The organism is Rhodobacteraceae bacterium LMO-JJ12 (assembly GCA_021555075.1).
In the GTDB taxonomy this organism is placed as follows: Bacteria; Pseudomonadota; Alphaproteobacteria; order Rhodobacterales; family Rhodobacteraceae; genus JAKGBX01.
This window is the reverse complement of the sequence record JAKGBX010000004.1, coordinates 167,304-191,004: the sequence shown is the minus strand read 5'-3', so window position 1 is coordinate 191,004 and position 23,701 is coordinate 167,304. Positions and strand designations below refer to the sequence as shown.

Annotated in this window: 23 protein-coding genes and 1 tRNA gene; 19 read left to right on the top strand and 5 right to left on the bottom strand. The window is 58.1% G+C overall.

Annotation, left to right across the window (positions count from 1 at the left end; genetic code table 11):
* Positions 1-6: 6 nt before the first annotated feature.
* Positions 7-90, bottom strand: a tRNA-Leu gene (locus LZG00_19720).
* Positions 91-486: 396 nt separating this feature from the next.
* Between LZG00_19720 and LZG00_19715 the strand changes: the two genes are divergently transcribed.
* Positions 487-984 carry a Hint domain-containing protein gene (locus LZG00_19715; protein ID MCF3596218.1) on the top strand — a complete coding sequence of 166 codons (498 nt, stop codon included), beginning with the start codon at positions 487-489 and terminating at the stop codon, positions 982-984.
* A 23-nt stretch (positions 985-1,007) separates the two neighbouring features.
* On the opposite strand, the gene LZG00_19710 is transcribed toward LZG00_19715, so the two are convergent.
* On the bottom strand, positions 1,008-2,648 hold the full coding sequence (locus LZG00_19710) for an NAD(P)H-hydrate dehydratase (GenBank protein ID MCF3596217.1): 1,641 nt from the start codon (positions 2,646-2,648) through the stop codon (positions 1,008-1,010).
* Between the two features lie 172 nt (positions 2,649-2,820).
* Here LZG00_19710 and LZG00_19705 point away from each other — a divergent pair, with 172 nt between their 5' ends.
* The gene (locus LZG00_19705; protein ID MCF3596216.1) at positions 2,821-3,159 is read left to right on the top strand and encodes a P-II family nitrogen regulator; all 339 of its coding nucleotides are present in this window, start codon (positions 2,821-2,823) and stop codon (positions 3,157-3,159) included.
* A 46-nt stretch (positions 3,160-3,205) separates the two neighbouring features.
* On the top strand, positions 3,206-4,612 hold the full coding sequence (glnA, locus tag LZG00_19700) for a type I glutamate--ammonia ligase (GenBank protein ID MCF3596215.1): 1,407 nt from the start codon (positions 3,206-3,208) through the stop codon (positions 4,610-4,612).
* A 183-nt stretch (positions 4,613-4,795) separates the two neighbouring features.
* Here glnA and LZG00_19695 read toward each other — a convergent pair whose 3' ends face one another.
* The gene (locus LZG00_19695) at positions 4,796-5,347 is read right to left on the bottom strand and encodes a gamma carbonic anhydrase family protein (GenBank protein ID MCF3596214.1); all 552 of its coding nucleotides are present in this window, start codon (positions 5,345-5,347) and stop codon (positions 4,796-4,798) included.
* Positions 5,348-5,538: 191 nt separating this feature from the next.
* Between LZG00_19695 and LZG00_19690 the strand changes: the two genes are divergently transcribed.
* Positions 5,539-6,339: a lytic murein transglycosylase gene (locus tag LZG00_19690; protein MCF3596213.1), complete on the top strand. Its 801-nt coding sequence runs from the start codon at positions 5,539-5,541 to the stop codon at positions 6,337-6,339.
* Positions 6,340-6,531: 192 nt separating this feature from the next.
* Positions 6,532-6,966: a hypothetical protein gene (locus LZG00_19685; GenBank protein MCF3596212.1), complete on the top strand. Its 435-nt coding sequence runs from the start codon at positions 6,532-6,534 to the stop codon at positions 6,964-6,966.
* Between the two features lie 25 nt (positions 6,967-6,991).
* On the opposite strand, the gene LZG00_19680 is transcribed toward LZG00_19685, so the two are convergent.
* Positions 6,992-7,750 carry a DUF3445 domain-containing protein gene (locus tag LZG00_19680; protein ID MCF3596211.1) on the bottom strand — a complete coding sequence of 253 codons (759 nt, stop codon included), beginning with the start codon at positions 7,748-7,750 and terminating at the stop codon, positions 6,992-6,994.
* A gap of 118 nt (positions 7,751-7,868) precedes the next feature.
* Here LZG00_19680 and LZG00_19675 point away from each other — a divergent pair, with 118 nt between their 5' ends.
* Both LZG00_19675 and LZG00_19670 read left to right on the top strand, forming a co-directional pair.
* On the top strand, positions 7,869-9,209 hold the full coding sequence (locus tag LZG00_19675) for a Xaa-Pro peptidase family protein (protein MCF3596210.1): 1,341 nt from the start codon (positions 7,869-7,871) through the stop codon (positions 9,207-9,209).
* 122 nt (positions 9,210-9,331) lie between these two features.
* Positions 9,332-10,558: a bifunctional alpha/beta hydrolase/OsmC family protein gene (locus tag LZG00_19670; GenBank protein ID MCF3596209.1), complete on the top strand. Its 1,227-nt coding sequence runs from the start codon at positions 9,332-9,334 to the stop codon at positions 10,556-10,558.
* 119 nt (positions 10,559-10,677) lie between these two features.
* Here LZG00_19670 and LZG00_19665 read toward each other — a convergent pair whose 3' ends face one another.
* The gene (locus LZG00_19665) at positions 10,678-11,265 is read right to left on the bottom strand and encodes a biotin transporter BioY (GenBank protein MCF3596208.1); all 588 of its coding nucleotides are present in this window, start codon (positions 11,263-11,265) and stop codon (positions 10,678-10,680) included.
* 221 nt (positions 11,266-11,486) lie between these two features.
* Here LZG00_19665 and LZG00_19660 point away from each other — a divergent pair, with 221 nt between their 5' ends.
* The 12 genes from LZG00_19660 to LZG00_19605 all read left to right on the top strand — a co-directional run bounded on the left by LZG00_19660 (position 11,487) and on the right by LZG00_19605 (position 23,700).
* Positions 11,487-11,738, top strand: a complete 252-nt coding sequence (locus LZG00_19660) for a DUF6455 family protein (GenBank protein MCF3596207.1) — start codon at positions 11,487-11,489, stop codon at positions 11,736-11,738.
* A gap of 298 nt (positions 11,739-12,036) precedes the next feature.
* A complete protein-coding gene (purB, locus tag LZG00_19655) occupies positions 12,037-13,341 on the top strand; it encodes an adenylosuccinate lyase (GenBank protein ID MCF3596206.1) in 1,305 nt (434 codons plus the stop codon).
* A 242-nt stretch (positions 13,342-13,583) separates the two neighbouring features.
* Positions 13,584-13,733 carry a hypothetical protein gene (locus LZG00_19650; protein ID MCF3596205.1) on the top strand — a complete coding sequence of 50 codons (150 nt, stop codon included), beginning with the start codon at positions 13,584-13,586 and terminating at the stop codon, positions 13,731-13,733.
* A gap of 128 nt (positions 13,734-13,861) precedes the next feature.
* On the top strand, positions 13,862-14,941 hold the full coding sequence (locus LZG00_19645) for a flagellar motor switch protein FliG (protein ID MCF3596204.1): 1,080 nt from the start codon (positions 13,862-13,864) through the stop codon (positions 14,939-14,941).
* Between the two features lie 145 nt (positions 14,942-15,086).
* The gene (locus LZG00_19640) at positions 15,087-15,953 is read left to right on the top strand and encodes a DMT family transporter (protein ID MCF3596203.1); all 867 of its coding nucleotides are present in this window, start codon (positions 15,087-15,089) and stop codon (positions 15,951-15,953) included.
* A gap of 383 nt (positions 15,954-16,336) precedes the next feature.
* Positions 16,337-17,707: a DUF2927 domain-containing protein gene (locus LZG00_19635; GenBank protein MCF3596202.1), complete on the top strand. Its 1,371-nt coding sequence runs from the start codon at positions 16,337-16,339 to the stop codon at positions 17,705-17,707.
* A 4-nt stretch (positions 17,708-17,711) separates the two neighbouring features.
* Positions 17,712-17,879 (top strand): hypothetical protein, encoded by a 168-nt coding sequence (locus LZG00_19630; protein MCF3596201.1) that lies wholly within the window; start codon positions 17,712-17,714, stop codon positions 17,877-17,879.
* Between the two features lie 5 nt (positions 17,880-17,884).
* Positions 17,885-19,069, top strand: coding sequence for a VWA domain-containing protein (locus tag LZG00_19625; GenBank protein MCF3596200.1), 1,185 nt, complete (start codon positions 17,885-17,887; stop codon positions 19,067-19,069).
* Positions 19,070-19,788: 719 nt separating this feature from the next.
* Positions 19,789-20,829, top strand: coding sequence for a TRAP transporter substrate-binding protein DctP (gene dctP, locus LZG00_19620; protein MCF3596199.1), 1,041 nt, complete (start codon positions 19,789-19,791; stop codon positions 20,827-20,829).
* Between the two features lie 251 nt (positions 20,830-21,080).
* Positions 21,081-21,617, top strand: coding sequence for a TRAP transporter small permease (locus LZG00_19615; GenBank protein ID MCF3596198.1), 537 nt, complete (start codon positions 21,081-21,083; stop codon positions 21,615-21,617).
* Positions 21,618-22,895 (top strand): TRAP transporter large permease, encoded by a 1,278-nt coding sequence (locus LZG00_19610; GenBank protein ID MCF3596197.1) that lies wholly within the window; start codon positions 21,618-21,620, stop codon positions 22,893-22,895.
* 34 nt (positions 22,896-22,929) lie between these two features.
* Complete coding sequence (locus LZG00_19605) at positions 22,930-23,700, top strand: SDR family oxidoreductase (protein MCF3596196.1); 771 nt, start codon at positions 22,930-22,932, stop codon at positions 23,698-23,700.
* The last annotated feature ends 1 nt before the right edge of the window (position 23,701 follow it).

Sequence of the window (23,701 nt, the reverse complement as noted above, 5' to 3'; positions counted from 1 at the left end):
GTAAAATGGTGCGGGTGAAGGGACTCGAACCCCCACGCCAAAGGCGCCAGAACCTAAATCTGGTGCGTCTACCAATTCCGCCACACCCGCACGCGAGACGCCCGGCGCAATACCGGGCGAAACCCGCGACCTTTTAACAAACCCCCGATGCGGAAGCGAGAGGAAAAACGGTGCCAACGCGCCGCACGACACATCGACCGGCGAAAGACCGGGGCGGCACGCCCAGACGCCCCGCATCACACCACTCAACACGGCGCGAAAAAACGCGCGCGCAAGGCCTCAGCTATCGCACGTGCATCAACTCAATACGCCTCAAACCCTGCCCAAGCCGCTTCGCTCAATGCTCCAATCCAATGCGCGCAATTGCCCCAACCGGGGCGCGGGCGCATTTTGTCGCGCGGCGGCTGGGAAAAAAATGCACGACATTTACCGAATATTCGCCTAATGTGTGAAAAAAACAAAAGGCAGACAGAGCAGGTTTTGCCCATGACAGAATTACCTTCGGGCCAGGCACGCGGTGTTTCCGCGCGCACGCGTCCTGATGTGCCCTCCGCAGGTTTCGCGGCCGGTAGCATCATACTGACCCTCGACGGCGCGTTGCCGGTTGAGTTTCTTTCGCCCGGTGACCGGGTGATCACCCGCGATCAAGGCATGGCGATCCTGCGCGGGGTGCGCCGGACAGAGGTAACCTGCGATATGGTTTCGATCATGGCCGGCACCTTGGGGCACACGCGCCCAGAGCATGACACGCTCCTTCCGGCTGAGCAAAAGGTGCTGCTGCGCGATTGGCGTGCGCAAGCGCTCTTTGGCGCGTCACAGGCATTGGCGCCAGCGCGCAAGCTGATTGATGGCGAATTCATCCGCCGCGCCGGACGTCGGACAATCACCCTCTTTCAGCTCGAATTCGACGCGCCGCATATCCTCTATGTCGACGGGATGGAACTGGCCTGTGAGCCGACAGAACCGCTCAAGCACGCCGCTTGATAACGGTTGAGCAACGATGCACCCTACATCCCCAGCGCCCTGAACACCTTGGGCAATTCCTCGCTCAAATCCTCGGCGATCAGCCCCGGCCCAAAGCTGCGCGCACATTCCACATGCAGCCACGCCCCCGCTTGCGCCGCCGTCATCGCCGAAAACCCGCGCGCCAATAGCCCGGTGATGAACCCGGCCAGCACATCCCCCGAACCGGCCGTCGCCAGCCAAGGCACCGCGCGCTCATAACCCGCAGAATTGAGCGAACACTGCCCATCGGGGCTGGCGATTACCGTATCCGCCCCCTTTAAGAGCACCACGCAACCCGCCCGCTTCGCCGCCTCTCGTGTCGCATCAACACGTGAATAGGCCGGGCCACGGGTCGCAGGCGCAGCCAGTTTCGCGGCAATATCGGGGAACAACCGGGCAAATTCACCACCATGCGGGGTCATCACGCATCGCTTATGCAGCATGGCAAACAAAACCTCCGGCGCACCTTCAAATGCGCTCAACGCATCGGCATCCAAAACACAAGACCGCTGCTGATGCTGCGTCGCCACCTCGACCAACTCCCGCGCCCGCTCCACCCCCAAACCCGGCCCAAGGCAAACCGCATTAATCCGCTCATCCTCCAATACCCCAGCCAACTCGTCTGGCGTGCCAGCCCGCCGCAGCATGACCGCCGTGACCGCCGAAGCCACCTCCAACTGCGCACTGCCCGGCACCCCCAGCGTTACCAATCCCGCCCCGATCCTCAAAGCACCGCGCGCCGCCAACCGCGCCGCGCCGGTTTTGCCCGCAGCGCCGGTCAGGACCACGGCATGACCATGTGAAAATTTGTGCCCCCCACGCTTTTGCAATGACCGCTCAGGCGGCAAAAGCGCGCCTCGATCCGCGACAAACGAGTCACGCTCCACAAGCGAAAGCGACGCCTTGCGCGACATCCCAGCGCCATCAACCGGCCCACCCGTGGTCTCGCGCCATTTTGCCAAACCGATATCAACGATCTTCAATTTGCCACAGCATGCCGGACCATCGGCAAGGAAATGCCCCGCCTTAGGGCTATCAAACGCGACCGTCAGTCGGCAAAGCGGCACCGAACTCTCAGACGGGAAAGGCGCGCCCCCGCCCAGCATGCGCCCGCTATCCAGACACAGGCCCGAAGGTGCGTCTATGGCGACAAGCCGCGATTGATAATGCGCCCCGTCGCCCCCGGCACCGCCAAGATAGTGCAGGAAATCACGCAACTCCCCCTCTGGCGCACGCGAAAGGCCCGTTCCAAAAACCGCATCAATATAGAGCGCCGCACCGAGATCACGGCGAAACGCCACCGCATCCAGCCGCCGCACCTCTCCCAAAGCTGCCCAGGCATCGTGGTTTGCGCGCGCATCCGGCGGAAGGTTTTCAACCTCGCCAAACAGCCAGACCCGAACGGTCCAGCCCATGTTGTGCAACAGTCTGGCCACAACAAACCCGTCACCACCGTTGTTGCCGGGGCCGCAAAAGATGACGACGCTTTGAGGTGCCGATCTAAACTGCGGCCACTCCTCGAATATGGCTTCAACCACACCGCACCCGGCCCGCTCCATCAGCTCCAATCCCGTCACTTCACCCGACGCGATGGCCGCCATTTCAATCGCGCGCATCTGCTTTGCCGTCAGCAGTTCGGTCATGACCTCACACCCCTCGATTCAATATCGCGCATTTTATGGGCGTCATGCCCAAAAAATAGGCAAAGACCAGAATCCCATGACGCCCATCCTACCCCCGACACCCTATCCAATTGCCCCCGGCAAAAGGAAGTGGTCTCACCCCCATGAACACATGTGCCGTGGGAGGTTTGCCGTGAAGAAAATCGAAGCCATTATCAAACCCTTCAAACTCGACGAGGTGAAGGAAGCGTTGCAGGACGTTGGTATTCAGGGCCTCAGCGTGATCGAGGTCAAGGGGTTCGGCCGTCAAAAGGGTCACACAGAGCTCTATCGCGGCGCCGAATACGTGGTTGATTTTCTTCCCAAGGTAAAACTCGAAGTGGTGCTCGACGACGATCAGGTCGAAGCCGCCATCGAGGCCATCATCGACGCCGCCAAAACCGACAAGATCGGCGACGGCAAGATCTTCGTCAGCCCCGTGGAACAGGCACTCCGCATCCGCACCGGCGAAACAGATTCCGACGCGCTCTGAAAAGAGCCCCAAATCAGACCATTCCAATACGAAAAGGAACAAGGGAATGAGCATCAAAGACGTTCTCAAGCAGATCAAGGACGAAGAAATCGACTATGTTGATATCCGTTTCACCGATCCGCGTGGCAGGCTCCAGCACGTAACCGTATCGACCGAGATGGTCGATGAAGACTTTCTCGAAGAAGGCTTCATGTTCGACGGTTCCTCGATTGCTGGTTGGAAATCCATCGAAGCTTCCGACATGAAGCTGATGCCCGACACCGACAGCACCTATCTCGACCCGTTCTATGCCGAGAAAACCCTCTGCATCCATTGTTCGATCGTCGAACCCGACACCAACGAACCTTATGAGCGCGACCCACGCGGCACCGCCCAAAAAGCCGAAGCCTACCTCAAGTCCTCGGGTATCGGTGACGACTCCTTCTGGGGTCCGGAAGCCGAGTTCTTCCTGTTTGACGATGTAAAATTCTCTAACTCGATCAACAAGGTATCTTACGAGGTTGATGCGATTGACGGGTCATGGAACACCGACACCGACTATGAGATGGGCAACTCTGGCCACCGTCCGGGCATCAAGGGCGGCTACTTCCCGGTAAACCCGACCGACGACGCTCAGGATATCCGCAGCGAAATGCTCTCGACCATGAAACGCATGGGCATGAAGATCGACAAGCATCACCACGAGGTTGCTTCGTGTCAGCATGAGCTGGGTCTGATCTTCGGTACGTTGGTCAAACAGGCCGACGAGATGCAGAAATACAAATACGTGATCCACAACGTCGCTGCCGCCTATGGCAAGACAGCCACCTTCATGCCCAAGCCGATCTATGGTGACAACGGCACCGGCATGCATGTGAACATGTCGATCTGGAAAGATGGCAAGCCGCTGTTCTCGGGCGACAAATACGCCGATCTCAGCCAGGAAGCGCTCTATTTCATTGGTGGCATTCTCAAGCACGCCAAGACGCTCAACGCCTTCACCAACCCGGCGACCAACAGCTACAAGCGCCTGATCCCGGGTTTTGAAGCGCCTGTCCTGCGCGCCTATTCGGCCCGCAACCGCTCGGGCTGTGTGCGTATCCCATGGACCGAGTCGCCCAAAGCCAAGCGCGTTGAGGCTCGTTTCCCCGATCCCGCGGCCAACCCGTACCTCTGCTTTGCCGCTCTGCTGATGGCCGGTCTCGACGGCATCAAGAACAAGATCGACCCGGGCGAGGCGATGGACAAGAACCTCTATGACCTGCCTGCTGAAGAGCTCGCTGGCATCCCCACCGTCTGCGGCAGCTTGCGCGAAGCGCTCGATGCGCTGGCGGCTGATCACGACTTCCTGCTCGCAGGCGACGTGTTTACCAAGGATCAGATCGACGCCTACATCTCGCTGAAAATGGGCGAGGTCGAGCTTTATGAGCACACCCCGCATCCAGTCGAATTCGGCATGTATTACAGCTGCTGATCTCGGTTGGTTAGTACGAGTAACGGGCGCCTCGAAAGAGGCGCCCATTTTTTATGGATCCGCCTAAAAAACCGCTCCAATCTGAAACACCATGTCTTACAGATAGATGCGCCCAGCGCTTCATGGGTTGACGCAATAGGCATTACCAATAATCGCGGGGCGAAGCCAAGCTGACGCCGCCCGTCAAGCGCTGCCAAACAAATCCGCCAGTTCTGCCTGTTGTTCCACACTCAGACGGTCACGCCCCTCGGCATAGTTACGCGCATTCATCTCGTAAAAAACGGCATTCCGCCGGTTCATCTTACCATTATCGCGCGTCGCCACCAATTTGGCGGGCACTCCGGCAATCACCGAATTTGGCGGAAACTCGGCGTTTTCGGTGATGATCGAATGCCCTGCGACGATCGAATTCTCGCCGATCTTGGCCCCGTCCATGATCGTGGCGTTGATCCCGATCAGGCAACGATCACCGATCTCGCAACCATGCAACGTCACATGATGGGTGATCGAACAATCCTCGCCCACGATGGTCGGCGTGAAATGCCCGACATGGATCATCACGAAATCCTGGATATTGCTGCGTGCCCCGATACGGATCTCATACATCTCGGCGCGAGTCACCACATTGGGCCAGATCGACGCCCCTGGCCCGACATGAACCTTGCCGTAAAGCAACGCGCTTTCATGTATCAATGCTGGTTCGTCCAGTATTACATCTTCGCCCACATGCCCCATCCCGACATCCTCCTGCTGCGTGCTTCTTATGTGCAAAAACCTAACGCGCCGCCCCCGCCCCGCGTCAACCTCTCCTCAACAGAATGCCGCAACGACACTCTCGCCCGCCTCGCGGTGCTTTCGGGCTTGGCCTGCCTTGCCCTTCGCGGTTAACCTCTTTCACGGATTCTAGTTTTTTGGAGTTTTTATTGATGCGTCTGATTACCACACTCGCGGCCGGCTTACTGGCTCTCGGCGTCGCCACCCCAACGTTTGCAGCCAATTGCGGCAACAACGCCAATGGCTTCAACGCCTGGAAAGCCGCCTTCGCGAAAGAGGCCGCCCAGGCCGGGGTCGGCCAACGTGGGCTTCAGGCACTCGCAGGCACCACCTATGCCTCGCGCACCATCGCCGCCGACCGCAATCAGAAAAGCTTCAGATACAGCCTCGAAAAATTCATGAAGGTGCGCGGTGTCAACACCATCATCGCGCAAGGGCGCAAACGCAAAGCGCGCAACCCCGCCTTTTTTAACAGTCTTGAGCGGATCTATGGCGTTCCCTCCGGCATCCTCATCGCCATTCACGGCATGGAGACTGCTTTTGGCGGATTCATGGGCGACAGCAACGTCGTCTCGGCCATTGTCACGCTGACTTATGATTGCCGCCGCTCCGATTTCTTCCGCCCGCATGCAATCGGCGCGCTCAAACTGGTCGATCGCGGCTCGATCTCGCCAAACACCAAAGGCGCCAAACATGGCGAACTGGGCCATACCCAGTTCCTGCCCGGAAATGCGATGACATATGGCGTTGATGGCAACGGCGACGGGCGGGTCGACTTCTATAACCAAGCCGACGCGCTGGCATCGACCGCCAATTACCTGCGCGCCAAGGGCTGGAAACCCGGCCAGGGCTATCAGGAAGGCAGCCACAACTACCGCGTCCTCAAGGAATGGAACGCCGCCACGGTGTATCAACAATCGCTCGCCATCATGGGCGCCAAGATCGACCGCTGAGCTATCGCGTCTCGCGCATCTTGACAGACTGCGTCGGCCTCCCTATCTGACCTTTTCGTGGTGCAGGCCCCTGCCGTCCGCGGCCTTTGGCCTTGGTGAAGTCCTGCTTTGAACCCCTCCTCTCTGACCCCGTGGTCATGAGTGGCGGTAATGCGGACCCCGCCTTTCCCGATGACCTTTGGGAGCAATGAGATGACGTTCGATATCCCCTCAACCGATGGGCTGAAAGCGCAGGCCAAACGGCTGCGCGAAGCCATGGCCGAAACCGGAACGCCGCTAAGCCACGCCGCTGCCCTCGAAGCGGTTGCCAAACAGCACGGCTTTCGCGACTGGAACACCGCGCTGGCCGCCGCCAAACGGCAAAAGCCAACGCCGCGCTGGCAAATTGGCCAACCCGTGCATGGCCGCTATCTTGGTCATGCCTTCACCGGGCGTATCAAGGCCGCACGCGAAAATGTCGCCGGATACTGGCAACTGACGCTGGTGTTCGACACGCCTGTCGATGTTGTTGAATCTGAGCGATTTTCCAACTTCAGACGGCAAATCAACTGTCTGGTGAACGCTCAGGGGGTCACCCATGAGCGCACCTCCGACGGCACACCGCATGTCGTGATGTTCGCCGCCTGAGCTAGCAAAACCGGGGCAGCAGATTCTATCTCTGCCCCGGCACATCCTTTGCGGCAAGCACATAGGTGTGAATACCAAACACCACGGCACCGGTTTCGGGCAACCGCCGCAACGTCTGCAATTCCGAACGCAGAAACTTCGCCTGCGTTGATTGCGGCTCGCCCCGCCGATCGTTTTCGCGCCGTGGCTGATGCAACTCGGGCGAAGCGTACCAAAGCGCATTGAACCGCCACAAGCCCCGCCCGGCCTGTACCCCGTCAAAAAGCCGCTGCACCCGCTTGGCAATATCTGCATCATATTCAGCCACCGGAGCATGCACCCCAATCAGCCCGCGCATGAATTTCTCCTCAAGGCTCCAACTTGCCGGAAAGCACAGAACCGCGCCCGTCAACACATGCTCGCCACCGCCACCGCGTTTTTCCAACAGGCAGAAATCCTCTTGCGCCAACCGCCCAACCGTGCCCATCGGATCGTCTCGATCCAGCACCACCAGTTCCCCATCGGGACGCCGTATTGCGTCATCGCACTCTCGCGAAAAACCCGGTTTTTCCAACTGCGTCGCAACCACCAGGTCGAGCAGCTCTTGCGCCGCAGGCCGCGCCGCCGCGTCCAACGCGATCACCTTGTCAGGTGCCTCCCCGATCAACGCCGCGCGCCGCGCCATCTGCCCGCCAAAGGCCTCATCCACGCGCAACCAGTCGCCCAGATCAAGCGGCGCAATCCCCGGCAAGGGACGTGGGTTGAATGGGTCATACGGCAGGCAGGTCTGCAAAATCGGTTCCATGCCGTTTTCTACCCGCTCATGGCGCTGCAATCATCCCGAAAACGCCCTCCCAGGTCGCAATCGGCAAAGCCGCGCGCCAATAGCGCCGCTCAACTCGGGCGTAAGGGGGAGGCACATTATGAACCATTACCGCGATACCCGCAAAATCGACCCGACCCGGGGCGCTAACCTCGGCGATGGCACTCCCAACGATGCCGACCGCATCGAAATCGGCCCGACCCAGCTCGCCTTTGGCGAGTGGCAGGCCGCCGGGCTGACCTTGCCCAACCTTGACGCAATGCGCTCATACCGCTGGAAACGGCTCACCCAACATATCGTTGATCGCGGCTATGGTGGCCTTCTGCTGTTTGACCCGCTCAACATCCGCTACGCCACCGACAGTACCAACATGCAGCTCTGGAACACCCACAACCCGTTCCGCGCCGTGCTCTTGTGTGCCGATGGCTACATGGTGATCTGGGACTACAAGAATTCGCCTTTCCTGAGCACGTTCAACCCCTTGGTGCGCGAACAACGCTCTGGCGCCGATCTGTTCTATTTTGATCGCGGCGACAAGGCATCGCTTCAGGCCGATGTCTTCTCGAACGAGGTCCGCATCCTGATCGAAACCCACTCTGGCGCCAACATGCGTCTCGCCGTCGACAAGATCATGCTGCACGGTCTGCGCGCGCTCGAAGCGCAGGGTTTTGAGATCATGGAAGGCGAAGAAGTCACCGAAAAAGCCCGCTCAATCAAAGGCCCGGATGAAATCCTCGCCATGCGCTGCGCCAATCATGCCTGCGAAACCACTGTGCAGCTGATGGAAGATTTCGCACGTCAACGCGTCCCACAGGGCAATACCAGCGAAGACGACATCTGGGCGGTGCTGCACGCCGAAAACATCCGGCGCGGCGGCGAATGGATCGAAACCCGCCTGCTCTCGTCTGGCCCACGCACCAATCCGTGGTTTCAGGAATGCGGCCCCCGGATCGTGCAGAATAACGAGATCGTCGCCTTTGATACTGATCTGATCGGCTCTTATGGCATCTGCATCGACATTTCGCGCACCTGGTGGATCGGCGATGCAAAACCCACCGATGCGATGATCTACGCCATGCGCCACGCCCACGAACACATCATGACCAACATGGAAATGATCAGACCCGGTGTCACTATTCCCGAACTCACGGCCAATGCCCACAAGCTTGACGACAAATTTCAGGCCCAGAAATACGGCTGCCTGATGCATGGCGTCGGGCTCTGCGATGAATGGCCGCTGGTCGCCTACCCGGACAAGGCGGTGCCCGGCGCTTTTGACTACGCGCTCGAACCCGGCATGGTGCTCTGCGTCGAGGCCGCTGTCGGCGAAGTTGGCGGCAATTTCTCGATCAAGCTGGAAGATCAGGTGCTGGTGACAGAGGATGGCTTTGAAAACCTCACCACCTATCCCTTTGATCCGGCACTGATGGGCGACGCATAGGCGGGGCAATCTGCCCCCCTGACTCTGCTCTCCCTTCTCTCACACCCACGTGACACTCCCGTCACATACCTTGCCAATCCGTTCCCTTGCCCCCACCCTTGGAGCAATCGAAAGGATGCCCGATGACCACCCAGAAAATCAATTTCCCCGGCCATGATGGCGGCGAGTTGGCCGCCCGGCTCGATATGCCCGATGGCCCACATCTGGCCACCGCGCTTTTTGCCCATTGCTTTACCTGTTCCAAGGATATCCCCGCCGCGCGACGCATCGCCGGGCGCTTGGCGGCCGCAGGTATCGCCGTGCTGCGCTTTGATTTCACCGGTCTTGGCCATTCCGAAGGTGAATTCGCCAACACCTCTTTTGCCACCAACCTCGACGACCTGCGCGCCGCCGCCAAATGGCTTGCCGAGAACGACATGCCCCCCGATATGCTGATCGGCCACTCGCTCGGCGGGGCCGCCGTGTTGCGCGTGGCCGCCGATATCCCTTCGGTCCGCGCCGTCGTCACCATCGGCGCACCGTTTGATCCGGCCCATGTGACCCAGAATTTCTCCGACGATATCGACAAGATCTGCACCGAGGGCGAAGCCGTTGTCGATCTTGGCGGGCGTCCCTTCACCATTCAGCGCCAGTTCATCGAAGACATCAATGCACATGATATGAAGGCCGCCGTCTCTGGCCTGAAAAAGGCGCTTCTGGTATTGCACGCCCCGCGCGATAGCATCGTCGGTATCGACAATGCCGCCGATATATTCATGGCCGCCAAGCACCCCAAAAGCTTCGTTACGCTGGATGACGCCGATCACCTGATCACCCGCGCCGAAGATGCCGAATATACCGCCGAGGTGATCGCGGCATGGGCGCGCCGCTATCTCAAGCTTACGCCACCTGGCCCACCCCCCGGCGCGCCCGAAGGCATCACACGGGTAAGCGAGGCCGACGCGCAAGGTTTCCTGCAAGACGTTATGTCAGGCCCCAAACACCATGCGCTCGCAGACGAACCCGAAGCCTATGGCGGCACCAATCGCGGCATGTCTCCCTATGGCTTTCTCGCCGCCGCCCTCGGGGCCTGCACCTCGATGACGATCCGCATGTATGCGCGGCGCAAGAAGTGGCCTCTTGATCACATCAGCGTCGATGTCAGCCATTCCAAGGTCCATGCCCAGGACGCCGGTGCGCGCAATAACGACAAGATCGACGAGTTCCGCCGCGAAATCCGCCTCACCGGCGATCTCGACGACGAACAGCGCGCGCGCCTGTTGGAAATTGCCGATAAATGCCCGGTCCACCGCACGCTTGAGCGCGCGTCGCATGTGGTAACAACACTCAAGACCGAACCGGCAACGTGACAAAACCCGGCCTGTGATTCGCCCCGGGCCGCACCATCAGACACGCAAACACCCTGTATGAAAAACGCAGGCCGAGGTTTCCCCCGGCCTGCGTCTTGTGTCAAACCTAGAGCGAAGGGTCAGCCGCGCGCGCGCCCGACCAACTTCCACGCCATCGGCATCAGCATCGCCGCCAGCGCCAGTTTCAGCAGGTCACCGGGCAGGAAGTTCACCATGCCGTATTGCAGCACCCAGGCCATGCCCTTGTCAGCAGCAAAGAGCCAGCTCATCCAAGTAAGGCCAAGACCATAGATCACGGCATTGCCCAGCAACATGGCGCCCGCCATACCGGCAACAGAACGATCCCAACCGCGCTGCGCCAACACACCCATCAGACCTGCTGCCACAGCAAACCCGACCAGATAACCGCCCGTCGGACCCGCCAGATAGGCCAACCCGGTACCCTCACCGGTGAAAACGCTCATGCCCAGCACACCAAGCGCCAGATATCCCAGCACCGTCACAAGACCCAGGCGCATGCCAAAGCCCGCGCCAATCATCAGAACTGCGAATGTCTGCATCGTCACCGGCACCGGCCACATCGGCACGCGAATTTTTGCGGTGATCACCAGCGCCGCGATTCCTGCCACGACCAGAATTGCCTGCCGGACCCGCCGCGCGGTGCCGACCTCTGCGCCGAATGTTTCGGCCAACACCCGGTTTGTCATACTTGCTGCCACGTCAGTTCCTCCACGATGGACTTTCATTTAGCGGATTTTCTGCATCAGCATTGGTCCGAACGCAAGCTAAAACAAGCCATGAGCCATGTCGCAGCATCATCGCGCTCTTGATATAGATCAATGCCCCGGCACCGTTCTGCGGTAAATACTCGCCCCACTCTGCCGGGTTTTCTCCTCTGAGACGCCAAGGCAAAACTCTGGAGGATTACATGGGCATCTTTTCCAAACTGGCCGCGAGCGCCGATCTTGTTGGAGGACTCTCTGCACGCCTCGGCGTCGATATGAACGCTCCGATGATGCGCAACCCCGAACAGGCCGCAATAGAATACCGCGGCATGGTCCTGCGCTGTGCCGGCTGCACCGATCAGGCCGATTGCGCCGAGCGTCAGGCCAATTCTGATCGCTTCGATGCGGCGCCCGATTACTGCCTGAACAAGGACATCTTAGATCAGGCCCGCTGATCGGTTTTGAACCTCTCCTCGCGCGCTCTGACAGCGGCGAGGCGCAGGATCTGTATTTTACAACATCTGTATTTTCCAATGTCGGCGGCGGCGTCCTCGTATTCATCGCCATTATCTGCCCCGCCTGGTGTCTTGGCTGTCTCGACAGACGATGCCCGCATCCTCCTTATGCACCCCGTGGTCATTCCCCGTCCCCAGCGCGCCCTCCCTTGTCGTTTGTCTTGTCGTTCCGACGCCAGCGCACTAAACCGCCCCTGACACTTCCGCCACACATCCAAAACCACATGAAGGCCCTGACATGATCCCTCGCTATTCCCGTCCCGAAATGGTCGCCATCTGGTCGCCCGAAACCAAATTCCGCATCTGGTATGAAATCGAAGCCCACGCCTGCGATGCCCAGGCCGACCTCGGGGTGATCCCACGCGAAAATGCCGCCGCTGTCTGGAAAGCCAAGGATGTCGCTTTCGACGTCGCCCGCATCGACGAGATCGAGGCCGTCACCAAACATGACGTCATCGCCTTCCTGACCCATCTGGCGGAAATCATCGGCAATGACGAAGCCCGCTTCGTGCATCAGGGCATGACCTCGTCGGATGTGCTCGACACCACGTTCAACGTGCAACTGGTGCGCGCCACCGACATCCTGATCGACGATATGAAGGCCTTGCTCGCTGCGCTCAAAAAGCGCGCTTACGAACATAAAGACACCATCCGCATCGGACGCTCCCACGGCATCCACGCCGAACCCACCACCATGGGCCTCACCTTTGCGCGCTTTTACGCCGAAATGGACCGCAACCTCGCCCGCCTGCAACAGGCCCGCGCCGAAATCGCCACCGGTGCCATCTCCGGCGCGGTCGGCACCTTCGCCAATATCGACCCGGCTGTTGAGGAACATGTCTGCAAGGAACTGGGTCTCGAACCCGAACCGGTCAGCACACAAGTCATCCCGCGCGACCGTCACGCCGCCTTTTTCGCCGCCCTCGGCGTGGTCGGTTCCTCAATCGAAAACGTGGCGATCGAAATCCGCCACATGCAGCGCACCGAAGTGCTTGAGGCCGAAGAATTCTTCTCTGCGGGCCAAAAAGGCTCCTCGGCGATGCCGCACAAACGCAATCCTGTGTTGACCGAAAACCTCACAGGCCTTGCCCGCCTCGTACGCATGGCGGTGGTTCCGGCAATGGAAAACGTGGCCCTCTGGCATGAGCGCGACATCTCGCACAGCTCGGTCGAGCGCAATATCGGCCCCGACACCACGATCACCCTCGATTTCGCCCTGTCGCGCCTCACCAACGTGATTGAAAAGCTGGTGATCTACCCCGACAACATGCTCGCTAACATGAACAAATTCAAAGGCTTGGTCATGTCCCAGCGGGTTCTCCTCGCCCTCACACAAGCCGGCGTCAGCCGCGAAGACTCCTACAAACTGGTGCAACGCAACGCCATGAAGGTCTGGGAACAGGGCAAAGATTTCCGCGAAGAGCTTCTCGCCGACGCGGACGTTCTCGCCGCGCTCTCAGCCGAAGAAATCAACGAAAAATTCGACCTTGGCTATCACACCAAACATGTCGATACGATCTTCAAACGGGTGTTCAAGGACTGAGACACAGCTGCGCATAAGGGGCTCGTAAACGGGCGCGCAGCAGATATGCCAGGCGCGCCCGGGTACCCTTCATCATTCGTCCCCGGCATGCCGCCCCGTCGCCTCACATCTTTCCAAAAATACTCAAATCCTTCCCTCGCCCGGTGCGCTACGCCTTGGCCGGGGATGTCGCACAAGTTCACAGGTGATTTTTAACCAAATTCATGCTATTCTCGACGCACCCAATTGCGAAAGGACGGCCCATGAAACTCAAACTTACCGTGCTTGCACTTCTCTTCGCACCGACACTGGCTCTTGCTTGCCCGGCGCATGAGCAACAGGCCATGTCTTGTGCCGAAGGTTCGGCCTATGACGCCGCAACCGGCACTTGCCAGCCACAAGCCAACAGCTAGAACGTTTTCCATTCCAATCGTGCGGCGCAGGCTCGGAAAATCTTTCCCGGGCCTGCCTCATTTTCAGCAATCCTTTACCGTTCCTCGTCTAACCTGCCTCTCAGTCATCCCGAGATGAGGATTCACCCTTGCGCCAGCTTGCCCATCGCGGCCCGCCCGTTGCCGCACCCGCACCCAAACGCGGCCCGCTCGATACCCGTCAGAAGGCCGCAATCATCGTGCGTTTCCTGTTGCAGGAAGGGGCTGACGTGCCGCTGGCCCAACTGCCCGATGATCTGCAAACCGCGCTGACCCAGCAGATGGGCGCGATGCGTTATATCGACCGCGCCACGCTGCAAAAGGTGGTGGGCGAATTCGCGGATGAGCTTGAAGCCATGGGCCTGACCTTCCCGCGCGGCCTTGCGGGCGCGCTCACCGCCCTTGATGGCAAGATCTCGCCGCAGACCGCCGCACGCCTGCGCAAGGAGGCCGGGGTGCGCCAGATCGGTGACCCTTGGGCCTTCATCCGTAATCTGCCCATGGAAAAGCTGCTCCCTATCGTCGAACGTGAAAGCACCGAAGTCTCGGCGGTGCTGCTCTCCAAACTGCCGGTGCCCAAAGCGGCCGAGCTCTTGGGCAAACTGCCCGGCCCCCGCGCCCGCCGCATCACCTATGCCGTCTCCCTCACCAGCAAGGTTACCCCCGACGCCGTTGATCGCATTGGTCTGTCGCTGGCCGCACAGTTCGAAATGCAACCCCTGCGCGCTTTTGACGAGGACCCCGAGGAACGCCTCGGCGCCATCCTCAATATCAGCCAGTCAGGCACGCGTGACGAAGTGCTGAGCGCGCTGGACGAAGACGATGCCGATTTCTCCCGACGCGTGCGCAAGGCAATTTTCACCTTCGCCAACATTCCCGCGCGCATCCATGCCATCGACATGCCCAAGGTTGTGCGCGACGCCGATGCCGCATCTCTGATCACCGCCCTCGCCTACGCATTTGCCAGCGCAGATGAGGACCTCAAATTTGCGGGCGAATTCATCCTCACGAACATCTCCAAGCGGTTGGCGGAAAACCTGCGCGAAGAGGTCGATGAGAAAGGCCGCATTAAACAGAAAGAAGGCGAAGCCGCGTTCAATGATGTCGTTGGCGTCATCCGCGATCTGCTCGCTGCGGGCGAGATCACACTGGTCGACCCTGACGAGATTGACGAAGCCGAAGAGCAATAGCTGCGTCGCGCCCTCTGGACACTGTCATAGCCGCCCCCTACCCTCGCGCAATGCGCAACACTACCCGAGATTTCAATGGCCGGCCCTGGCACCCCCAAGACGGCAAGCCCGCGTTGCCCGGCACCGGGATTGTGAAACCTTCCTGATGCGCGCCCTTTCCCCCAAGGCCGGAGCGATCCTGCTGATGATCGCGGCTATTTTTATGTTTTCCTCGATGGACGCATTGGCCAAGCTGCTGGCCCAGCGGATCGGAACCATGCCGACCCTCTGGGTGCGTTATCTCGGGCAAACGTTGCTGGTTTTTGTGCTGGTCGCGCCACGGCTGCGCTCGGTCCTGCGCACCCGCTATCCACGGCTGCAACTGGCGCGCTCCGTCTATCTCATGGGCGCCACCGTCTTCTTTTTCTTTGGCATTTCCAATATTGGCCTCGCCGAAGCCGCGGCAATCATGTCGACCAACCCGTTGTTCATCACGCTCGGTGCCGCCGTCTTCCTCGGTGAAAAATTCGGGTTGCGCCGGGCCATGGCTATCGCCGCTGCCTGTATCGGCGCTTTCCTGGTGATCCGCCCCGGCGCGGATGTTTTCACCCCCTATTCGCTGCTGCCGCTCGGCGCGGCGGTCTGCTATTCCGCCTATGCGCTCACCACCCGCTTTGTCGGGCGCGACGAAGATGCCTGGACGTCGCTGTTTTACACCGCCCTTTTCGGCGCCGTTGTCCTCACGGCTGCGGTGCCGTTCTTCTGGCAGCCGCTTTCACCGGGCGATCTGCCCATCATGCTGGGCATTGCGCTCTGTGGCACGCTCGGCCAACTGGCGCTGATCCGCGCGCTGATGGCGGGCGAAGCCGCTATGCTTGCGCCTTTCGCCTATTTCGGTCTGCTCTTTTCGACCTTCTATGGGGCCAGCATCTTTGGCGATTTCCCCGACAGCCTCACCATAGCGGGCGGGCTCGTCATCGCAGGCGCCGGGATTTACGTGTGGTATCGCGAAACCATGGTCAAAACCGGTTAAGCCGGATGCGCCGCCCTATCGTGCGAAAAAAATCACACGAAGCACCTCTTCCAAGCCGCTGAATAAACACGACTTTTACCGCCCCCAATTGCCAGCCGTCCCGCCCTGGGCGCGTCGCCACGCTTTTGCCTTATTTGCTCCTTAGAGACGACAGGAAGGCAGGCAAAAGTCCTCCCAACGAAAAAAGAATAGGCAGGAACAAGACCCGTGGAAGCCAGATATCTGGTGTCCGATCTATTTTTGCGCGTTTTTGGCGCAGATCGGCCCAACGCGCCCAAAACCCCGCCCCGTCCTGCCCCCCCGCAGGGAAAATTGCTGATGGTTGCTCTCGCCCAACCGGGTAAGCGCACATCGCTGATCGTTCGCTTGGGGAGACCATAAATATGCGCAATCATCTGCTGCCATTCTGCCTGTTGCTCGTCGGATGTATGCCCGGCGCGGTACCCGATCAGGCGACACGCGCCGCCCAGCCCACCTCGATGAGCGCCCTGCCCCCGATCAAGACCTTCTCGACCCCCGCACCGATACGCCCGTTGCGCTCCAATGCAGACATCGCGCGCGACTTCCTCGAATTGTCGTTCCGGCTTGAATCCGGGCGCGAATTGCCGGTGTTCACCCGGTTTGAACAACCCATCACGATCCGCGTCACCGGCGCGGCTCCGCCCACGATGATGTCGGACCTCACACGCCTGATCTATCGCCTCAACACCGAGGCCGGGCTCAAGGTCTCGTTCACCCAGAACAAACAGGCCAACATCACGGTACAGGCCGTGACCCGCGCCCAGATCCGGCGCAACCTGCCGCATGCCGCCTGTTTCGTGGTGCCAAACATCACCGATATTTCCGAATACCGCGCCGCGCGCCGCTCGACCAAGGCCAATTGGGGCCTGTTGCGCAAACGCGAAAAGATGGCCGTGTTCCTGCCCTCGGATGCCTCACCGCAAGAGGTGCGCGATTGCCTGCACGAAGAACTGGCCCAGGCTATCGGTCCGCTCAACGACCTCTACCGTCTGCCCGATTCCGTGTTCAACGATGACAACGTCCACACCGTTCTCACCGGTTTCGACATGTTGATCCTGCGCGCCTATTATTCTCCCGAACTGAGCAACGGCATGACCCATCGTCAGGTCGCCGCGCGCCTGCCCGCCATTCTGGCCCGCCTCAACCCCGGTGGTGAGCGCGCCGCAAGCACCCGCCCGGCCCCCACCCCGCGCAGCTGGATCAAGGCTATCCAGACCGCCCTCGGCCCCGGAGCCAATCACGCGCAACGCCGCACTGCCGCGCGCCAAGCCCTTCAAATCGCGCAATCTTTGGGCTGGCAAGATCATCGCCGCGCCTTTGCGCACTATGCGATGGGGCGCCTTTCCGCCGCCTCCGATCCCGAAGCCGCGCTTGGCCATTTCAAGACGGCGGAACGCTTCTATCAGTTATCGCCGCACACCACACTGCACCGCGCCTATGTCGCGTCCCAATTGGCCGCCCACGCCCTGACCCAAGGTGACGGGCGCGGCGCGCTGGCCTATGTTGATGGTGCCATCCCGGTCGCCGCACGGCACGAAAACGCCGCCCTGCTCTCGACCCTCATGCTCCTGCGCGCCGAAGCCCTTGATCTGACCGGGCGTTCCTCGGAAGCCGCCGCCGTTCGGCTGGACAGTCTGGGCTGGGCGCGTTACGGGTTTGGCGCGGATTGGGCCGTGCGTGCAAAGATGCGCGAGATCGGCGCCCTCAATCCGCTGAGAGGCAATCGCGGGTAATCACATGATCTGGATGGCGGCCGCTTTGGGAGTGCTCATCGGCGTCCTGCAAGCGAAAAAGCGCAAGGGCAAAGCGCTCGACTTGGTGCAATACGGGGCTGTTTTCGGTATCCTCTTTGCTATTATCGCATTGATCATCAACGTGGTGATCCTGCGACAAGCTGGAGGGTAACCACGGTGTTCGTCCCCTTTTTCGACGCCCTGCGCTCGGCCGGTATCCCGGTCAGCCTGCGTGAATACCTTACGTTCCTAGAAGGTATGAGCAGCGGGCTGGTGACCTACGATATCGATGGCTTCTACTATCTCGCACGCACCGCAATGGTGAAGGACGAGCGTAACCTCGACAAATTCGACCGCGCCTTTGCCGCCGCATTCAAGGGGATCGAGCAGATTTCGCTCTCCGACGTTCTCGAAGCGGTGGACATTCCCGGCGACTGGCTGGAAAAAATGGCCGAGAAGCATCTCAGCAAGGAAGAGATGGACGAAATCAAATCGCTCGGCGGGTTTGACGCGTTGATGGACGCGCTGAAAAAGCGGCTCGAAGAACAGGACAGCCGCCATCAGGGTGGCTCAAAATGGATCGGCACGGCCGGCACCTCGCCCTTCGGCGCCTATGGCTTCAATCCCGAAGGCGTGCGGATCGGCCAAAAGGAAAGCCGCCATCAGCGCGCCGTCAAGGTCTGGGACAAGCGCGACTTCAAGAACCTCGACGGCGATGTCGAACTGGGCACCCGCAACATCAAGGTCGCCCTGAAACGCCTGCGCCGCTGGGCCCGCGACGGCGCCCATGAAGAACTTGACCTCGACGGCACAATCCGCGCCACCGCCGAACACGGCTATCTCGACGTGAAAACCCGCCCCGAGCGGCGCAACGCCGTCAAGGTGCTGCTGTTCCTTGATGTTGGCGGCTCGATGGACCCGCATATCAAGGTTGTGGAAGAACTGTTTTCCGCCGCGCGCACCGAGTTCAAGCATCTCGAATACTTCTACTTTCACAATTGCCTTTACGAAGGCGTGTGGCGCGACAACCGCCGCCGCTGGGACGCCCAGACCCCCACTTGGGAGATTCTGCGCACCTATGGGTCTGACTATAAATGCATTTTCGTCGGCGATGCCTCGATGTCACCTTACGAAATCGCCTATCCCGGCGGCGCCAACGAACACTGGAACGCCGAATCCGGGCAAGTCTGGCTGAACCGCGCGCGCGAACAATGGCCCAGCCACATGTGGATCAACCCGGTGCCCGAGAAGCACTGGGGTTACACCCATTCCATCGCCATGATCCGCGAGATATTCGAAGACCGCATGGTACCGATGACCCTCAAGGGCATCGAACACGGCATGCGCGAGCTCACCCGATAAGCCTGCGCGCCCCCTCTTCGTTTCAATTGAGTGCGATGCGCGCACAGCCTGGGCGCTGCTCGTGAAAAGAGCAAACTAAACGGCCACACCGGTCATCGGTTCAAAGAATCAACCTAGCATTGCGAAAGCTACGGTGAGGAGATGCAGGGCAAAAGTGAGTGACCATGGTCGAAGGGGACCGCTGCAGGGACACTCCCACGCACCGTCTGGACTTCTAAGTCCGACCTTCTGATGGTGCCCCAGTATGCGGACCACATCAGGGTCAAAGGCCAGACATACCGTTCAGCAGACAGGACACATGTCCGCAACCTGCTACGATCAGAATCAGCTTAATCCAACCCGTGCACAAGCGGTGTCGTCCACCCATGACAATGCCCGTGTGTGAACGATAGCTTTTCCCGGAAGACTTCATGGGGCGCCTTTCCATGTGCGTGCCGTGGAGCCGTTTGAACCTAAGAAATTGCTCCCATTCGCCCAGCTTGGCCTCCTTTCGATTCCGACAGAAGTATCAGAATTCGCTCAGTTCCGCTGTGATCTGACTAGTTTTTCTAACGCCGAGAAAGCCCATTTGTTCTGCTCCAACGCTCTTGCGTCTACGTTCCTCTCCCCCTCCCATTATTTCAATGTGCGGAACGCTATTCTAAATTGATTGACCGATTATTGTCCGCGTGGTAACTCTCAGCGCACGATAATTTCAGAAAAACTTTGGGAGGAGTAAGATGAGAAAGTTATTGCCGAAGGCAAAAGCCACCGTTGCGTTCTGTATTTTGGCGACGTTTGCTACCCATGCCACAGCCGCTGAAGAGGTCATCAGGCTTAAAGTGGCTGGGTTCATGCCTGTAGGGCATTTCCTCGTTCAAAATGGAAGTAAGACTTGGCGCGATGAAGTGACCAAGCTTACAGACGGGCGTGTCCAATTCGACTATTTCCCAGCTCAGCAATTGGGGAAAGCATCTCAGATGTTGGATCTGGTTCAGAGCGGCGTTGCCGATATCGGAGAGGTTGCGCCCGCCTATTCAACATCTAAGCTCCCGCTTTATGGCGCTCTCGAGGTGCCTGGGTTGGTCAAGAGTTCTTGCAGCGGCACAAGAGCGCTCAGCAAGCTATCCAAGCCAGGCGGAGTTATCTATGAGAGCGATCTGAGGCCGAGCAACGTTAGGGCAATGGCAAGTTTTGTTTACCCCGCGTATCATCTCTTTTCCGCAGACAAGCAGGTGTCCCAACTGTCAGACTTCGCGGGTATGAAGATTCGCACGTCAGGCGGTGCGATGGAACATTCGGTTTCGGCCCTGGCAGGGGTGCCAGTCAAGATGTCTGCGCCCGACATCTACCAATCCCTCTCAAGGGGTACCATCGACGGAGTGCTATTCACCTATTTCAGCACGCGCGCGTATGACCTCCACAGCATTTCAAACTATGCAACTGTTGGTGAAGGCTTTGGTTCGGCTTCGGTCATTATCATGATGGGCGACAAAAAGTGGAACAGCCTGCCTGCCGATGTACAAGATGCCATGATGAAAGCTGGCGTGGTGGCGGAAAGCAATTTCTGCGGGTTCGCAGATGATCGCGAAGTCGAGAACAAGCAGAGCTTCAAGGACAACGGCATGACGATCGTTGAGCTTTCTGGCGACGCGAAGGCTGAAGTTGCAGATGCTTTGAAAAACGTAGCTCCCGATTGGGCGGCAGAAATGAAAAAGCGCGGCAAACCCGGCGCACAAGCCATTTCTGACCTGGAAGCAGCGCTCAAAGCCGAAGAGTAAGATCCTGAACAAGCTTCTGGTGCGCATTCCGTTCTAGGAACCTGTGAGATCACAGATCTAGGGTTCCTATAGGGTTAGCAAACCTGCTGGGAGTGACTTGGCTTCGGCGGCGTCTGTGTTGGCGTCGCCGGTCCGATCATAGCCATTTCAGGACAAAAGTGGCGCGCAGCTGTGAAATCACGAAATAACAAATCGTATTTCCAGGATTGAGGTCTATCAAAGTTTCACTCTACCTTTTGCGGGGCTCTTCAATGGCAATATTGTTGAAAATCAACAAACTACAGTCGGCGCTGGACAATTTTCTTGCGTATATTTCGGCAGCAATAATTTTCCTGATGATGGTGAATATATCTGCAGATGCTGCCGGTAGGTATATCTTCAACTATCCCATACTATTCACCTACGAACTTGTTGAAAAATACCTTCTTCCAGCTTCCATTTTACTGATTTTGTCGAATGCCTACCAAAGAGGTAGCCATGTGAATGTTTCTGTGTTTGTCGACATGATGCCCCGCAAATTGAAGATGTGGTTTTCGACTGTTATGGCAGCAGCATCAGCTGCTCTTGTTTCCTACATCTTTTGGATAGGATTACTCAAAACGATGAGCGCATTCAGAGAAAATGAATACTCCGTGGGATACTATTATTGGCCGATATGGGTAAGCGAAATTATTGTTCCTATCGGATTTGGTATGCTTGCAACGCGTCTGATTTTAACAAGCCTCGGGCAAACTGTTGAAATTGTGCTGAATAGAGATGACGCACAATTCAGCGGGGAGGGAAATTAAATGGAAATTACGCTCGGGGTTAGTTTTCTAATCGTACTCTTACTGGGAGGCCTTTCGGTAGCACTCTCACTCAGTCTCGCCGGTGTCATTGGTCTCTATCTCGTGGGGGGAATGGATTTGGTTTCGGGAATCCTCTCCGCAACCACATTACCAGCAGTGTCAAGTTATGAGCTATCAACGATCCCTATGTTCATTTTGATGGCGAACCTGATAATCGTGAGTGGGGTCGGGGATGAATTGTTTGATACCGCAAGCAAATGGGTTGGTCGCGTGCCAGGCGGGCTTGCATATGCAACCTCTATCACTGGGGCGGCGTTCGGAGCGATTTCTGGTTCGAGTACAGCATCTGCCGCTACACTCGCCTCGACGACGATTCCCGGTATGATCAAAGAGGGGTATGAGCCAAAATTGGCCGCTGGTGTCGTTGCGATATCGGGCACTCTGAGTATGCTGATCCCACCAAGTGTAGCGATTGTTCTCTACGCTATCATGGTGGATGAAAGTGTCGCAAAGCTCCTCGTTGCCGGCATCATTCCGGGTTTGCTCGTCACGTTCACGATCTCTGCAACAGTATTTGTCCTGATTGTACTCGATCCAAAGCGCGCGCCTTCGGGAACGTCATACTCGTTCAAGGAAAAGATACTGGCTTTGCGGAACACCGGATCGTTCGTACTGCTGTTTTTGCTTGTTACCGGGGCAATATATACCGGAGTTGCCACCCCTACCGAGGCCTCGGCTTTTGGAGCGACAGGCGCACTTTTCCTCGCCTTGTTGCGTGGACGTTGGGCACAGGTTGGAGAGGCATTCATCAGCGCGGCCCGGACGAGTTGCATGATCGGGTTCATCATTATTGGCGCTCACATTTTTGTCTACTTCCTTACCATGACGCAGGCGACGCAAGGTCTCATCACTTACATCGCCGACACGGGTGCTCCGCGAGAGCTGGTACTGTTGGCTGTTATTATCATTCTGCTCGTATTGGGTTGCTTCATGGAACTCATATCCATGTTGATACTTACAGTGCCAATTCTGTTCCCGCTGATGACATCGCTCGGATATGATCCGATCTGGTTCGGGATTCTGTTCATTGTTGTTGCAGAAGTCGGGATGGTAACACCGCCGCTTGGTTTGAATGTCTTTGTAGTTGCTAGCTATTCAAAAATTCCGGCGCACCAGGTGTTCAGAGGGACGTTTCCACACGTTATAGCTCACCTGATCATCATACTACTCCTCGTTCTGTTTCCAGAGATTGTACTTTGGCTCCCATCAAGTATGTAACTTAGATTGTCACAATAAATTAGGAGAACTATGAATGAATCCAGCTAGACGAATTCTTATCACAGGTGGTGCAAGCGGCGTTGGTGAACATATTGCAAAACAGTTTCTCGAAAATGGAGATCGAGTTACAGTTATTGATAATAATGCTAAAGCCGTGAAACTTGCAGTTGAGTCCAAAAGAGCAGATTACGGCTTTACCTGCGACGTAAGCAATACCGAACTTGTCGAAGAAATACTCAACAAGGATATGGAAGAAAATGGCGCGTATGAGGTCATTGTAAATAACGTAGGTATTTCGGGTCCGAGAGAGAACATTGAGAATATTGATCCGGTCGTTTGGCGAAATATATTCGATGTTAATGTTACTGGGATGTTCAATGTATTGCGTATCGTCCTCCCTGAGATGAAACGGGCGAAGAAAGGTTCTATCGTCAACATATCTTCGGCTGCTGGACGCCTCGGATTTGCACTGCGTTCTGGTTACAGTGCCTCAAAGTGGGCCGTTATCGGACTCACCGAAAGCTTGGCGCTCGAATTGGGGGCCTACGGAATTAGGGCCAATGCAATTCTACCAGGCCTGATCGAGGGTGAGAGAAATATCCGCCGTACGCAGATACGTGCCGATGCTCTCGGACAAACTTTTGAGGAAGCACACAACATCGGTATGGAAAATGTTCCACTTCGACGGTTGGTGCCCCCCGAAGAAATTGCTGCGATGGTCGCCTATCTGGCCTCCAATAAAGCAGAACTTATCACCGGACAATCCATCGGTATTGATGGCGGTCTAGAACGGTTTCATGTTTAGA

Coding starts and splice junctions, on each gene's coding strand:
- LZG00_19680 (MCF3596211.1), bottom strand. CDS start 7,750: ATGGAACCGATTTTGCAGACCTGCCTGCCGTATGACCCATTCAACCCA.
- LZG00_19710 (MCF3596217.1), bottom strand. CDS start 2,648: ATGACCGAACTGCTGACGGCAAAGCAGATGCGCGCGATTGAAATGGCG.
- LZG00_19670 (MCF3596209.1), top strand. CDS start 9,332: ATGACCACCCAGAAAATCAATTTCCCCGGCCATGATGGCGGCGAGTTG.
- LZG00_19675 (MCF3596210.1), top strand. CDS start 7,869: ATGAACCATTACCGCGATACCCGCAAAATCGACCCGACCCGGGGCGCT.
- LZG00_19650 (MCF3596205.1), top strand. CDS start 13,584: ATGAAACTCAAACTTACCGTGCTTGCACTTCTCTTCGCACCGACACTG.
- LZG00_19630 (MCF3596201.1), top strand. CDS start 17,712: ATGATCTGGATGGCGGCCGCTTTGGGAGTGCTCATCGGCGTCCTGCAA.
- LZG00_19640 (MCF3596203.1), top strand. CDS start 15,087: ATGCGCGCCCTTTCCCCCAAGGCCGGAGCGATCCTGCTGATGATCGCG.
- dctP (MCF3596199.1), top strand. CDS start 19,789: ATGAGAAAGTTATTGCCGAAGGCAAAAGCCACCGTTGCGTTCTGTATT.
- LZG00_19605 (MCF3596196.1), top strand. CDS start 22,930: ATGAATCCAGCTAGACGAATTCTTATCACAGGTGGTGCAAGCGGCGTT.
- LZG00_19635 (MCF3596202.1), top strand. CDS start 16,337: ATGCGCAATCATCTGCTGCCATTCTGCCTGTTGCTCGTCGGATGTATG.
- glnA (MCF3596215.1), top strand. CDS start 3,206: ATGAGCATCAAAGACGTTCTCAAGCAGATCAAGGACGAAGAAATCGAC.
- LZG00_19610 (MCF3596197.1), top strand. CDS start 21,618: ATGGAAATTACGCTCGGGGTTAGTTTTCTAATCGTACTCTTACTGGGA.
- LZG00_19690 (MCF3596213.1), top strand. CDS start 5,539: ATGCGTCTGATTACCACACTCGCGGCCGGCTTACTGGCTCTCGGCGTC.
- LZG00_19615 (MCF3596198.1), top strand. CDS start 21,081: ATGGCAATATTGTTGAAAATCAACAAACTACAGTCGGCGCTGGACAAT.
- LZG00_19665 (MCF3596208.1), bottom strand. CDS start 11,265: ATGACAAACCGGGTGTTGGCCGAAACATTCGGCGCAGAGGTCGGCACC.
- LZG00_19715 (MCF3596218.1), top strand. CDS start 487: ATGACAGAATTACCTTCGGGCCAGGCACGCGGTGTTTCCGCGCGCACG.
- LZG00_19685 (MCF3596212.1), top strand. CDS start 6,532: ATGACGTTCGATATCCCCTCAACCGATGGGCTGAAAGCGCAGGCCAAA.
- purB (MCF3596206.1), top strand. CDS start 12,037: ATGATCCCTCGCTATTCCCGTCCCGAAATGGTCGCCATCTGGTCGCCC.
- LZG00_19660 (MCF3596207.1), top strand. CDS start 11,487: ATGGGCATCTTTTCCAAACTGGCCGCGAGCGCCGATCTTGTTGGAGGA.
- LZG00_19695 (MCF3596214.1), bottom strand. CDS start 5,347: ATGGGGCATGTGGGCGAAGATGTAATACTGGACGAACCAGCATTGATA.